A 13,756-nucleotide genomic window follows, 5' to 3' on the forward strand; every position below is an offset into this window, starting at 1 on the left:
AGACAGACCTGTCTATCTTGTGTAGTCTCCTGTTTATGGGTAGACAGATCTGTCTACTTGGGATCCATAAATAGTGCATAAAGAGAGCAGGAGATCATTATGGAACAGAAATTACCTTTACCCCCATTTAACCCCGAAACGGCGGCTAAAAAAGTCCGGATGGCGGAAGATGCCTGGAATTCCCGCGACCCGGATCGGGTTGTACAGGTCTATACGGAAGATACCGTCTGGAGAAATCGGGCAGAATTTCCTGTGGGGCGTGAGCAGGTCCATCAATTTTTGCAGCGTAAATGGGCCCGTGAATCAGACTATCGCTTAATCAAGGAACTATGGAGTTTCACGGAAAACCGAATCGCCGTTCGCTTCGCTTATGAATGGCATGATGATTCCGGTCAGTGGTTTCGTGCCTATGGTAACGAAAACTGGGAGTTCAATGAGTCAGGCTATATGCAACGACGTTTCGCGAGTATTAACGATTTACCGATCAAAGAGACGGAGCGAAAGTTTCATTGGCCATTGGGTCGCAGGCCAGATGACCACCCCGGATTGAGTGAGCTTGGTTTATAACGTGCGTGAAGTGTTAAGCGCAAATTGATGACACAGGGTAGACGGGTGTCGTTTTGGCGTTTCGGGCGTTATCAGGGATCTGTTACCACGGAACTGCTACCAGGGATGGGCAGCCAGGTAATCTTCTAAGTGGTCTATTAACGCCCGGACATTCGGTGACAGGTGTTTTCTGGACGAATACAAGGCATAAATAGACAGATCTTTGGGTTTCCACTCGGGTAGAAGGTGGTGCAACCGGCCCTCTTTTATATATCGATTCGCTAAGTAAGTCGGTTGCAGGCTAATGCCCATGCCATTTAAGGTGGCGTGCATTAACGCTGTTGCTTCGTTAATCGTTACACGACAGTGTGCCGATACTGATTCGAACTGTTCATCCTGAGACAGATGCCAGATGTGGCGCCTGAAGTTTTTATAGCCTAAACACTCGTAGTTGATTAAGTCTTGTGGGTGTTGAATCTCATCGAGTGTTTGACGCGCTTTTTCAAGATACGCCGGTGATGCCACCAGTACTGACTCACACACCGCGATCGGCTTACCGATTAATTGAGGGTCTGGATCTGAGGCGATTCGCAGGGCCAGATCAATGCGTTTTTCTGTTAAGTCTGCGGTACTGTCTTCTAAATCAATATCAATACTGACTTGAGGATGCTGCGCCATAAAACTCTGAATCGCGGGCATCAGTTGAGAATAACCGAACGACACACTGGCGGTGATGCGAAGCAAACCTGATAATTCTTCGCCCGTATTGGCCAGAGCGGTAATGTTGTCCGCCTGTTCCAACCATCGTTCGACATCTTTTAAGCACGCTTCTCCGGCACTGGTCAGCGATATTTTACGGGTTGTCCGATGTAACAAACGGACTTTCAACCAATCCTCCATCGCTTCTATGTAACGTGTCACCATGGGCCGCGACATAGCCAGACGCTCAGACGTACGGGTAAAACTGCGTGACTCGGCGACGTCGAGAAACACCTGAGCGGCGATTACCCGGTCCATTACACTCTCCTGATTTGCACGATATATGAAATAATAATGTTCATTTTTGTCTATTTTTCCGCTCAGATCAATTCACTATTATGAGTCCACGCTCACCATTGAGCCTTTACCGGAGAAACAGATGAAAAAACTTATCGCATTGGCCGCCTCGACATTGATTACATTCTCAGCTTTGGCAGCAGACAAGGCGCCATTAACCCTGGATGTATACAATGCCGAAGCCAGCAGTTTTAGCGTAACGTCTACCGTGGTGTACGGTGACACTGAGGTTATGGTTATCGATGCCGGTTTTACCAAAGCGGATGCTCTGCGCATTGCCGCAAAAGTATTAGATTCGGGCAAAGCGCTTAAAACCATTTTTATTAGTCAGGCAGACCCTGATTATTACTTTGGTGCCGAGACTCTGCAGAAGATCTTCCCTGATGCCAAGATCATTACGACACCTGCGGTCAAAGAAGTAATAGAGCAGAAACTGGCTGGAAAAGTGGCGTTCTGGGGCCCTAAAATGGGCGACAATGCACCTGTAAACCCAATAGTGCCTGCTGTCTACAACCAATCCACACTGACTGTCGATGGCCATGTTATCGAAATCCGTGGTACCGAAGGTGTATTGGCTCACCGTCCTTATTTATGGATTCCTGAAAACCAGGCGATTCTGGGTAACGTCGCCGTATTTGGCAGCATTCACCTGTGGATGGCCGATGCGCAATCTGACGAATCCCAGACAGCCTGGGTAACGCAATTAAAAGAGATGTTGGCGCTGAAGCCAGCGGTTGTGATTCCTGGCCATATGGCAGCCGATACGACGGCTGATTCAAGCGCTATTACTTACACGATGGACTACATCACCGACTTTCAGCAAGCGAAGCAAGAAAGCCAGAACAGCGCTGAGCTTATTCAGGCCATGTCTGAGAAATATCCGAATGCTAAAGGTGCTTTGAATCTGAATATTGCAGCGAAAGTTCATAAGGGAGAAATGCAATGGTAAAGGTTCATTACTTCTTCGATCCAATGTGTGGCTGGTGCTATGGCGCGTCTTCATTAATACGTACTCTTGCAGCAACGCCCGGATTTAAGATTATTTACCATCCGGGCGGCATGATCATGAAGCAAGCAATTGATCCTGCTTTCAGACAACATATTCTGCACGCCGATAGAAAAATTGCGGCCATGACGGGCGCGCCCTTCGGCGAGGCTTATCAAACGAGAATAGCGGGTGCCGGTGAATTTGTGGTGGATTCATATGCCACAACGTGCGCCTTCCTTGTCGGGCAGGAAATGGGGATCGCTGCAGATAAAATGCTGGAAACCCTGCAAAAGGCGCATTACCAGGAGGGTAAACACTTAGATGAATGGAACGTGCTGGCAGAACTCGCCGTCTCCATCGGCCTGGACGAAACCCTGTGGAATGAAAACATGGTGAAGTTTGAGCCTGAGATGATGGATATGATTAAGGCGAGTCATGGCTTAATGGGGCAAATGCAGGTCAGTGGCTATCCAACGCTGATTACTGAAAAAGAGGGTAAACTGGAGAAGCTGGAACACACTCAGTTTTATGGCAAGATTTCAGAGTGGAGCGCTTATTTAGGTGCATATCTGGAGGCTGAAAATGTGGCGTCAGTTTAATCACGCACAGCGGTATTGACTGATAATGCAATAAGGATAAAAGAGACAGGGGACTGATAGATTGGCCTTATCAGACTCTGTCATCAACCTGGTGGTCTGCCAGCTATTTCGCCCTCTACTTTCGTATTCACTCAATTCTCCATATTCTTCGAGATAAAACCGCTCTTCACCCCTCAAACGTGCCGCAGTCGTTGAGTTTATTATTCAGTTATCGTTTAACCATCCGCTTTGATTCACCAGGGTCATATGCGCAAGCGCTGCGTTTTTGGCTACCAGGTAGCTTTATTTTGCTTCGGGCGTTGGCACGCATATGACCACCGTACTTCTGTATTTCTTTTTGTCTCTGTAAGGCGACAGTATAAGTATTTATATTTTGTCTCTCTCTGGTAACACGCAGGCATTGTTTTATGCTGGCTCATACTCTAGTCTCTACTTCTGGTTTGATATCTGATATTTCTCAGGATGCAGAAGGAAAAACTCTTTGAGTGAAGCGGTTCCCGTCGTTATATGTGATGATTCCGGTTTGGCGCGTAAGCAGATGGCATCTGCCTTACATGGCTGGAATGTCGAAATCACCTTTGCTGAGTTGGGTCAGCAAGGGTTGGATGCCGTGCGGGCGCAAAAAGGAGATATCCTGTTTCTGGACCTGAATATGCCAATGATGGATGGCTATCAGGTACTGGAAGAGATTCGCAGAGATGATCTGCCAACCCTGGTGATTGTCGTTTCGGGTGATGTGCAGCCTGAAGCAAGAAAGCGAGTGTTAGAGCTTGGGGCGCTGGAGTTTATAAAAAAACCCTGCTCACCTGAGATTATTGCGGATATCTTAAACCGATATGGTTTACTCACTGAGCTGGAACACCCTGAGGATCAGCTACACAGTGAACACGCCATTGAACTCCTGGATTACTATCAGGAAATATCCAATGTAGCGATGGGGGAGGCTGGGGCGCTGTTAGCCCGGTTACTGAATACTTTTGTCGATCTTCCCATTCCAAAGGTGAAATTGGTATCACCAGCAGAAATTGAACAGCTGCTGCTGTCTGCTGCCGGCAACGGTTTTGATCTGGTCAGCCAGGGATTCGTGGGTCCTGAACTTGCGGGCGAAGCCTTGTTGGTGATTAAGCGCAGTAATCTGGATACCATTGCCTGGCTGATGAATATGCAAGGCAATATGGAGCAGCTTCAGGCCGAGTTGGAGGTGTTTCTTTCCAATGTGTTGATTGGCGCTTTTTCGTCAAGCTTTTCAAAGCAGCTGGACATCTCCTTGAGTCGGGCCACTCCTATAATATTGCGCGACTTTTCCGGTATGTCAGAGCAGAACTCCCAATGGCAACAGACGCTGATGATCTCTATAGACTACCAGTTGAGGGCCCAGGGCTTTCATTGCGAGCTGCTGGTGATATTTACAGAGGACTCACTGCCTAAATTACAGGAAATAGCGAGATACTGTTCATGACTGGAGGCATCAACCAGGAAATAGAAGATTTACACTGGAACCTGGGGTTATTACAGAACCTTGAGGTCGGTCTGGTTGTTCTTGATCGTGACAGTTATATCTGTATGTGGAATGGTTTTATGGAAAACCACTCCGGTATCTCTGCCAGCAAAGCGATTCATCAGAATTTGTTCTCGCTTTATCCTGAATTACCGGCGCCTTGGCTCCAGAAACAGATTGAGGCGGTTTTATTGCTAAGCAATACTGCTTATATCTCATGGGAACAGAGGCCCTACCTGTTTCCGTTTAAAAGTCATCGGCCTATTACAGGTAGTGCGCCTTATATGTATCAGAATGTCACGCTGATCCCTTTAAGCTCACCTACCGGGCAGATTGATCATATCGGCATTCTGATCTACGACGTCACCGATAATGCGATAGGGCAGCAGAAATTGGAGGCCGCCAATCAGCAGCTGCAATCCCTGAGCAGAACTGACGGGCTAACGGGATTGAATAATCGGGCCTATTGGCAGGAATGCCTGGAAAAAGAGTTTGATCGTTTTGCGCGGCAGCAAGAAACCAGTTCTGTCATCATGTTTGATATAGACCATTTTAAAAAAGTGAATGATAGCTACGGCCATCAGGCGGGTGATATGGTGATCCAGACGATAGCGCAGACGCTTGGGCAATATGTGCGAAAAACGGATATTGCAGGCCGTTATGGCGGCGAAGAGTTTGGCGCTATTCTGGTAGGAACCTGTGGCGAAAATGCGAAAGTTTTTGCTGAGCGCTTACGTTCAGCCGTGGAGGCAACCGTGATGCCGTATGGAGAGCACAGATTATCAGTTACCATCAGTGTTGGCATTGCCGAAGTGACATTCGAGCAGGCTAGTGCACTGGAATGGTTGGAACAGGCGGATCAGGCGCTGTATACGTCTAAGCAGAATGGTCGTAACCAGGTCACACGCTTCGAATAGATGGCCCCGGCAGACGACGCCATATTATCCTTATCATCAGGTGCTTCATCGGTTGAAAGACGGCCGTTCAGTGACGACACGTCTGGGTCACGCTTTTGACTCTGATGTGCATGAGAACAACACTCACTGCCGGCGCTATAGCCGATGATCGCAGTATCCTTTTAGCAAAACACCGATCTGAGCCTCAATTACAGCGATACAGCGCGATACGCCGCAATAATATGGTCTACGCTGGCGCTGTTGCCTTGCTGAATCCGGCGGTAATGGTTGAGGGTATTATTCAGATAGCGTTCAACCATTCGTTTTTGTTCAGCGCTCGTGGATTGCCAGATTTTGTTGCCCACAGGATCGATGTGTGCGTTTTCGTCGACCTCTGATGAAACCAGAATGACTTCGTAGAAACGCTGATTCTCTTCAATCAGCCGTTCATCTTTTAAGCTGAAATCGAGTTTGATCAGTGTCTGGCGCAATGCAAACTGGTGATGCACCGGACACAGCAGAAAATCAATATTCAGGTGGGGGTGCTGCTGGTGAATGGCCTCCACGAACCGAATCATCAGATCGCCGCCAACCCCGGCAATGATAATCAGCTGTTTTCCTGAATACTGTTCTAACGGCAGCTGAGCGACATCGATGCAGTGTGTCTCCCATCGTGTCGCAGTATCGGGATAAAACCGCTGTAGTCTGCTTTCCAGCCCGGCCATGAGTTGCGGCACAATATCAACAAAATGGATCTGTGTGTCGGGACGGGCCAGCAGGGCGGCACCCAGAAAACCGTGGTCACAACAGCAATCCCAGATATGGCTATAGCCCGGTGTCACCATCTGTTCAATCTGCTGTAACCGCTTGCTGAGTTTCAAGGAAATACCCGTGTACTAGAAATGAGGGCATTGTAATGCTTTTCTGTTTCTTAACGCGAAAAAAGCAACCAATTTAAGTCTTGGATAACAATTTTTCTGTTTTAATTAACCAGTAAGCCGCTGTTTGATGCGCCTTCCTGCAACTGCAATCCCTTTCATTTATATGTTGTGAAAGGCCTCCGGGTCGGCGGTTCTGTCAATATAAGCGCAATAGCATATATGCAGATCTGTGCTAGCTTTAAAGACCAGAACGATTTCCATCGCCGAGGGATAAGGAATGTCTGGAACGATTACAAAAACAGAGAAACAGGGCGTTGCGCCTAACCTTATCGATTACCCAAAGACCTGCGCAGAATTTGACTGGAGTCAGGCCCGGACGCAGCTGCAGGGTTTGCCTGATGGTGGTTTGAATATCGCCTATGAGGCTGTTGATAGCCATCTTAGCCAAGCTATTGCAGATAAACTCGCGCTGCGCTGGATCAGCAAAAAAGACCAGATTCAGGATTTCACTTACCGCGACCTGGCGGAGCAGACCAGTCGCTTCGCCAGTGCTTTAAAAACGCTGGAGATAAAGCCTGGCGCTAAGGTCTACAGCCTGGCAGGTCGCTTGCCCTCCCTCTATATCGGTGCTCTGGGCACCTTAAAGGCTGGGTGTGTTTTCACCCCGCTGTTTTCAGCATTTGGTCCTGAACCCATCCGCTCACGGATGGAGATCGGAGAAGCCAATGTGCTGCTCACCACCAAAGCGCTGTACCGCAAGAAACTGGCGAGCTGGTGGCGTGAGCTGCCAAATATGCAGGCGGTGTTGCTGATTGATGCTGAAGCGGAGGAGTGCGAACCGGGTTGTTACTCTCTGGACAGTCTGATGGCTGAGGGTGATCCCCATTTCCCCTGTGAGGAAACCCAGGCTGAGCAGATGGCTCTGCTTCACTTCACCAGCGGCACCACCGGTAAACCCAAGGGGGTGGTGCATGTTCATCAGGCGGTGATGGTGCATAAACAGTCGGCCTTTTATGCCCTGGATCTTCACCCCGATGATATCTATTGGTGTACGGCAGATCCCGGTTGGGTCACCGGCACCTCCTACGGCATTATTGCGCCGCTCTGTCTGGGCGTGACGATGATCGTTGATGAAGCCGAGTTTGATGCTGAACGCTGGTATCGCATTTTGCAGGATCAACAGGTGAGTGTCTGGTACACGGCGCCGACTGCTATCCGTATGTTGATGAAAGCCGGCCCCGACATTCGTCGGCAATACGATCTGTCGGCGCTGCATTTTATCGCCAGTGTGGGTGAGCCCCTGAACCCGGAAGCCGTGGTCTGGGGGGAAGAGGTTCTGGGCATGCCTTTTCACGATAACTGGTGGCAGACCGAAACCGGCGGCATCATGATTGCTAATCTGGCCAGCCAGGATGTGAAGCCCGGTTCGATGGGCCGGCCTTTGCCGGGTATTCAGGCTGCCATCGTCACTCAGAATGATGGTTCGCGCGAAGAAATTACCGAACCCATGCAGATCGGCGAACTGGCCCTGAAACCGGGCTGGCCCTCAATGTTCCGTGCCTATCTGCATCAGCCAGAAAAGTATCAGAAGAGTTTTTCCAATGGCTGGTATCTCAGTGGTGATCTGGCGATGCAAGATACTGACGGTTACTTCTGGTTTGTGGGGCGTGCGGATGACCTGATCAAGTCCTCCGGTCATCTGATCGGCCCCTTCGAAGTGGAAAGCGCTCTTATGGAGCATGAGGCGGTGGCCGAAGCCGGAGTGATCGGCAAGCCAGACCCTATCGCCGGGGAAATTGTTAAAGCCTTTGTGGCGTTGAAACCGGGAGTAGAAGCAGATGAGTCACTCCGCAAACAGTTGCTGGGGTTTGCCCGTAAACGCCTGGGGGCTGCAGTGGCACCCAAAGAGATCGTCTTCCGTACGAATCTCCCGAAAACCCGAAGCGGTAAGATCATGCGCCGCTTGTTAAAAGCCCGGGAGCTGGGCTTGCCGGAAGGTGATATCTCTACCCTGGAGAGTGATGAGCGATGAGCAATAAACTTCATATCAACAGGGACCATCTGCTGGAGCAGTTAAAGCAGATGGTACGTATTCGCCGTTTTGAAGAGAAATGTGCCGAGCTTTACAGTCAGCAAAAAATACGTGGATTCCTGCACCTTTATATTGGTGAAGAAGCTGTTGCGGTAGGCGCGATGGCCGCGCTGGATGAGGATGACCAGGTGGTCGCCACCTACCGTGAACATGGCCATGCCCTGGCTCGTGGTCTGGCCATGGGGCCGGTGATGGCCGAGATGTATGGCAAAACCAACGGCTGCAGTCGCGGCCGTGGCGGCTCGATGCATCTGTTTGATAACGCCCGCCACTTTTATGGTGGCAACGCTATTGTGGGAGGCGGGCTGCCTCTGGCCACCGGGCTGGCCATGGCTAACAAACAGCAGCAACAATCCTCGATTGCCGTTTGTTTTTTTGGTGAAGGGGCGGTGGCGGAAGGCGAGTTTCATGAAAGCCTGAATCTGGCTGCGCTCTGGCAACTGCCGGTGCTGTATATCTGCGAGAACAACCGCTACGCCATGGGCACGGCTTTACAATACTCTGAGTCAGAAATGAACATTGCTAAAAAAGCCGCAAGCTATGGGCTTCAGGTGGCTCAGGTCGATGGTATGAATGTGGTGGATGTCGAAGCGGCGGTGCGTAAGGCGGTCGATGCGGTGCGCGACAATCAGCAGCCTTATCTGCTGGAGTGCCTGACCTATCGTTTTCGTGGTCATTCCAGCTTTGACGGCCAGCTGTACCGGGACAAAGCCGAGGTCAGCGAATGGGAGAAAAAAGGCCCCGTTAAACGCCTGGTCCGCTGGCTGACGGAGTATAACCATTTTGAAACGGAAGAAATGGATCAGATTGAACGGCAGGTCGAAGCCGAAATTGCTGCGGCAGTTGCCTTTGCCGAAGCCGGTGAATGGGAAGCGGTGGAAGACCTCTGCAAAGATGTTTATTCGCCGACACCTTCAGGAGATGCCGTATGAGTACGTCTGATCCCCACACCATGACTTACCGCGAAGCGCTGAGTGCGGGTATTGAAGCGGCGCTGAATGCTGACCCGCGAACCTTTTTGATGGGGGAGGATGTCGGTCGATATGGTGGCTGCTATGCGGTCAGTAAGGGCTTACTTGATAAGTATGGTGAAACCCGGATTATCGATACGCCACTCTGTGAATCCGGTTTTGTGGGCGTCGGTATTGGTGCAGCTCTGGGGGGCATGCGGCCTATTGTTGAGATAATGACGGTGAATTTCAGTTTGCTGGCGATGGATCAGATCGTCAACACCGCCGCTACACTCCGGCATATGTCCGGAGGGCAGTTTAATGTGCCCGTTGTGTTTCGCATGGCCTGTGGGGCCGGAAAACAGCTTGCCGCCCAGCATTCCCATAGCTGGGAAAATCTCTATGCCCATATTCCCGGTTTAAAAGTGATCAGTCCCGGCACCCATACCGATGCCCGTTTTATGCTGGCGCAGGCGTTAGCCGATCCTGATCCGGTGATTATTTTTGAGCATGTGATGTTGCTGAATGAGTCCGGTGAGGTGGCCGGGCAGGCGGAAGCCCCCATGGAAAAAGCCCTGGTGCGCAGACAGGGTCAGGATGTCAGCCTGATAGCCTATGGCGGCAATCTGCATAAAGCCCAGGCGGCTGCCGGGCAACTGGCCGCCGAGGGCATTTCTGCCGAAGTCGTGGATCTGCGCTGTTTACGGCCGCTGGATAAAGCAACCCTGTTGGCCAGTGTGGCCAAGACTCATCGGGCAGTGATTATTGATGAGGGCTGGCATAGCGGTAGTCTGGCAGGGGAGATCAGCGCGATTATCATGGAAGAGGGGTTCTGGTATCTGGATGCACCGGTGAAACGGGTGTGTAGCGCTGAGGTTCCCATTCCCTATCCAGCCCATCTCGAACAAGCAGCGATCCCTCAGGTTGAGACCATTGTGGCGATGGCGAAAGCGGTAATGGAAGGCCGCTGATGAGTAAGATAATTGATGTCACCATGCCCTCTCTGGGGGCAGATATGACCGAAGGTACTCTGGTGGAATGGCAGGCCAAACCCGGGGATACTTTGAATAAAGGCGATATTATCGCCTTGCTGGAAACCCAGAAAGGGATGATTGATATGGAGGTCTACCAGCAGGGGGTGATCACGGAATTGCTGTTGGAGCCTGTGGTGAGCGTTCCTGTGGGGACGGTGATGGCCAGGATGAGCGTGGCAGGCGAGGCTGCCCGGCCCGCCGCGCCAGAAGCTTCGTATCCTGTAGCTCAGGCCGCTGCGATTAAATCGCCACCGGTTACGTCGGATCAGTCGCAGCAAACGGTTATACCTCAACCGAACAGACCGCGGCAGGGTTTACTGGCCTCTCCGGTGGTCAGAAAACTCGCCGCCGAACAGCAACTTGATCTCAGCCGGCTATCCGGGTCAGGGCCTGAAGGGGCGATTTTGCTCCGGGATCTTCCTGCCAATGGACCTGAGGCTAATGCTGCCGGTTCTCCCGATCCGGCTCAGGCGATGCGCTCTGCCATTGCCGCGGCGATGGCAAAATCCAAGCGTGAGATCCCGCATTATTATCTCTCACTGGAGATTGATATCACCCGGGCGCAACGCTGGCTGGCGGATTTTAATGCTGAACGAGGGCCGGAAGAGCGTATTTTACTGTTGGCGCTGTTGCTAAAAGCCGTCGCCCGGTCCCTGCATAAATATCCGGCTTTAAATGGCTATTATCAACAGCAAACTTTTACTCCGAACAGCGCCATCCATATCGGCAATGTCATCAGCTTGCGGGAGGGGGGGCTGGTGGTGCCGGCCATTCACGATGTCGATCAGCTGTCGGTTGAAGAGATCATGGTTAGATTGCGCGATATGAGTGAGCGCAGCCGTCGCGGGGTGTTACGCAGTTCAGAGTTGCTGGATGCCAGTATTACTGTGAGTAATATGGGAGAGCGTGGCTCCGATCTGCTGTTCGGGGTTATCTATCCACCTCAGGTGGCGATCATTGGTATTGGCAAGCCCCGGAAAACGATGTTGATCAAAGATGATCAGCCGGAGCTGGCCGAGGTCGTAACGGTCAGTCTCGCTGCGGATCATCGGGTCAGCGATGGCATGACCGGGGCGAGGTTTTTAAATGCACTGGCGAATAAATTACAGAAACCGGAAAAGTTATGAACAGAGATGAGCTACAGCAGGCCGTGATCGAGGCAATACAGGTTGTCGCACCTGAAATCGAGGGCGATGAGATCGATGCCGATGAAGCACTGCGAGAGGAGTGTGATCTCGACTCAATGGACTACCTGCATTTTCTGGCGGCCCTGAAGCAATCGACGGCAATCAACGTACCCGACGCAGACTATGGCAGGGTGGATACGCTGAATAAGTTATTGGATTACCTGCAGCAGGCGGGCAGTCAGTAGGCTGCCCCGTTGTCGGCTGAAATTCTTTTCTAACTGAAGACCCGGCGTCGAATTAATGGATGAATGTCTGTCTGATAGACAGCCTGTCTGCTCAAGCTCAACTTGTGAACTGTCACATTTACAACTACAACTTTAAGTAATCGAAAAGTGATTCGGGGTGTACAGGCGGTTGTTGTGCTGACCGGATATGGGAGGAATTATCATGGCGATTGGTGTGTGGGTTAGTCTGACGCTTTATTTTGTACTGATGATTGCCATCGGCTTTTATGCCTGGCGTAAGTCGACCGCCTCGTCCGAAGAGTATATGTTGGGCGGGCGAAACCTGCCGCCTTCGGTCGCGGCGCTGTCTGCCGGAGCCTCGGATATGAGTGGCTGGCTGCTGCTGGGACTTCCGGGGGCGCTGTTTGCCTCGGGACTTGTGCAAGCGTGGATCGGTATAGGGTTATTGGTGGGGGCGTTGGTCAACTGGATTGTCGTTGCGCCGCGTTTGCGCGAACAGACCGAGCGTTACGATAACAGTCTGACCATTCCCGAGTTTCTCGCCAACCGTTTTCCGAGTCGCGCCTTTGCGCTGCGCACGGTATCCGCGATTATTGTCGTGGTGTTTTTCGCCGTGTATACCGCTTCCGGTCTGGTGGCGGGCGGTAAATTGTTTTCCAGTGCTTTTAGCGGACTGATCAGTGTTGGTGGGGTCAGTGATTACTCGGTGGGAATCTGGCTGACGTTGGGCATCGTACTGACCTATACGGTCATTGGCGGCTTCCTGGCGGTCAGTCTGACTGACTTCGTGCAGGGCTGCATCATGATGATTGCACTGGTGTTGATGCCTGCCGTGGTGTTGTTTGGCAGTGGTGGTGGCGGCTTTACTCAGGCCTCTGAAACACTTGCCACGGTCGATCCGAATTATCTTTCGTGGACTCACGGTTTGACGCTCGTTGGATTTCTGTCGGCCGTTACCTGGGGGCTGGGGTATTTTGGTCAACCGCATATCATCGTGCGCTTTATGGCGGTTCGTTCGGTTAAAGATGTATCTGTGGCGCGGAACATCGGTATGACATGGATGACCATTTCCCTGATCGGGGCGGTGTGTCTCGGCGTGTTCGGCCGCGCTTATGCTGTCCGTAACGGCCTGGATGTTAAAGACGCCGAAACTATTTTTATCATTCTGGCGGATCTGCTGTTCAATCCGCTGATTACGGGTTTCCTCTATGCGGCATTGCTGGCGGCTATTATGAGTACGATTTCCAGTCAGTTGCTGGTGTCGTCGTCATCGCTGACGGAAGACTTTTATCGTTTGTTCCTGCATACAAAAGCCAGTGAACGTGAAAGTGTTTTTATCGGTCGAATCTGTGTGCTGCTGGTCGGGATCGCGGCGGCGATAATTGCCGGTAACCCTGACTCCAAGGTGCTGGGTCTGGTCAGCCATGCCTGGGCCGGGTTTGGCGCGGCATTTGGTCCGCTGATCATATTGTCGCTGACCTGGAAGCGTATGTCCGGTAGTGGTGCCGTGGCGGGTCTGGTAGTGGGCGCGATTACGGTCATTGCCTGGATCCAGCTGGGCTGGAATAGCAGTTTCCTGGGCGGCCCGGGTGTGTATGAAATCCTGCCGGGTTTTATTGCTTCCTGGTTGGCTATCTATCTGGTCAGTCTTGGCACTCAGTCTACCGGCGAGTTCCGGGAGATTAATACCCGCTAATCCGCGAATGGGGCTGTCGCTCATATGGCCGGCGTTCAGTCCATTGTTTGTAATCATGCCCCTCCTGCAGGAGGGGCCGCTTGGCTCTTTGAATTGTTTTGGAAAATAAAGGGTTACCTATCTGAATCGCTGACTGTTATCGCTACTT

13 protein-coding genes are annotated in these 13,756 nt (G+C 51.4%); 11 read left to right on the top strand and 2 right to left on the bottom strand.

The window, feature by feature from the left end; all coding sequences use genetic code 11:
* Nucleotides 1-99: 99 nt before the first annotated feature.
* Entirely contained in the window at nucleotides 100-567 is a 468-nt protein-coding gene (locus KDX31_03880; protein ID UTW04166.1) for a nuclear transport factor 2 family protein, read from the top strand.
* A gap of 96 nt (nucleotides 568-663) precedes the next feature.
* Here the strand turns inward: KDX31_03880 and KDX31_03885 are convergent, their stop codons facing one another.
* A complete protein-coding gene (locus KDX31_03885; protein ID UTW04167.1) occupies nucleotides 664-1,563 on the bottom strand; it encodes a LysR family transcriptional regulator in 900 nt (299 codons plus the stop codon).
* A gap of 121 nt (nucleotides 1,564-1,684) precedes the next feature.
* Here KDX31_03885 and KDX31_03890 point away from each other — a divergent pair, with 121 nt between their 5' ends.
* From KDX31_03890 to KDX31_03905, 4 genes are all read left to right on the top strand, one after another.
* On the top strand, nucleotides 1,685-2,551 hold the full coding sequence (locus tag KDX31_03890) for an MBL fold metallo-hydrolase (GenBank protein ID UTW04168.1): 867 nt from the start codon (nucleotides 1,685-1,687) through the stop codon (nucleotides 2,549-2,551).
* Nucleotides 2,545-3,189, top strand: a complete 645-nt coding sequence (locus KDX31_03895; GenBank protein UTW04169.1) for a DsbA family protein — start codon at nucleotides 2,545-2,547, stop codon at nucleotides 3,187-3,189. Before KDX31_03890 ends, KDX31_03895 begins: the two co-directional genes overlap by 7 nt.
* 538 nt (nucleotides 3,190-3,727) lie before the next feature.
* A complete protein-coding gene (locus KDX31_03900) occupies nucleotides 3,728-4,648 on the top strand; it encodes a response regulator (GenBank protein ID UTW05291.1) in 921 nt (306 codons plus the stop codon).
* Complete coding sequence (locus tag KDX31_03905; GenBank protein ID UTW04170.1) at nucleotides 4,645-5,604, top strand: diguanylate cyclase; 960 nt, start codon at nucleotides 4,645-4,647, stop codon at nucleotides 5,602-5,604. Before KDX31_03900 ends, KDX31_03905 begins: the two co-directional genes overlap by 4 nt.
* Before the next feature lie 188 nt (nucleotides 5,605-5,792).
* Here KDX31_03905 and KDX31_03910 read toward each other — a convergent pair whose 3' ends face one another.
* Complete coding sequence (locus tag KDX31_03910; protein UTW04171.1) at nucleotides 5,793-6,464, bottom strand: tRNA (adenine(22)-N(1))-methyltransferase TrmK; 672 nt, start codon at nucleotides 6,462-6,464, stop codon at nucleotides 5,793-5,795.
* A gap of 277 nt (nucleotides 6,465-6,741) precedes the next feature.
* Between KDX31_03910 and acsA the strand changes: the two genes are divergently transcribed.
* From acsA to putP, 6 genes are all read left to right on the top strand, one after another.
* Nucleotides 6,742-8,496 carry an acetate--CoA ligase gene (gene acsA / locus KDX31_03915; GenBank protein UTW04172.1) on the top strand — a complete coding sequence of 585 codons (1,755 nt, stop codon included), beginning with the start codon at nucleotides 6,742-6,744 and terminating at the stop codon, nucleotides 8,494-8,496.
* Nucleotides 8,493-9,488 carry a pyruvate dehydrogenase (acetyl-transferring) E1 component subunit alpha gene (gene pdhA, locus KDX31_03920; GenBank protein UTW04173.1) on the top strand — a complete coding sequence of 332 codons (996 nt, stop codon included), beginning with the start codon at nucleotides 8,493-8,495 and terminating at the stop codon, nucleotides 9,486-9,488. The genes acsA and pdhA overlap by 4 nt, the downstream gene beginning before the upstream one ends.
* A 20-nt stretch (nucleotides 9,489-9,508) precedes the next feature.
* On the top strand, nucleotides 9,509-10,477 hold the full coding sequence (locus KDX31_03925) for an alpha-ketoacid dehydrogenase subunit beta (GenBank protein UTW05292.1): 969 nt from the start codon (nucleotides 9,509-9,511) through the stop codon (nucleotides 10,475-10,477).
* Nucleotides 10,477-11,667, top strand: a complete 1,191-nt coding sequence (locus tag KDX31_03930; protein ID UTW04174.1) for a 2-oxo acid dehydrogenase subunit E2 — start codon at nucleotides 10,477-10,479, stop codon at nucleotides 11,665-11,667. The genes KDX31_03925 and KDX31_03930 overlap by 1 nt, the downstream gene beginning before the upstream one ends.
* Nucleotides 11,664-11,912, top strand: coding sequence for an acyl carrier protein (locus KDX31_03935; GenBank protein ID UTW04175.1), 249 nt, complete (start codon nucleotides 11,664-11,666; stop codon nucleotides 11,910-11,912). Before KDX31_03930 ends, KDX31_03935 begins: the two co-directional genes overlap by 4 nt.
* Before the next feature lie 202 nt (nucleotides 11,913-12,114).
* On the top strand, nucleotides 12,115-13,608 hold the full coding sequence (gene putP, locus KDX31_03940; GenBank protein UTW04176.1) for a sodium/proline symporter PutP: 1,494 nt from the start codon (nucleotides 12,115-12,117) through the stop codon (nucleotides 13,606-13,608).
* The last annotated feature ends 148 nt before the right edge of the window (nucleotides 13,609-13,756 follow it).

The sequence above is a fragment of the Amphritea atlantica genome (assembly GCA_024397875.1).
Taxonomy (GTDB): domain Bacteria; phylum Pseudomonadota; class Gammaproteobacteria; order Pseudomonadales; family Balneatricaceae; genus Amphritea; species Amphritea atlantica_B.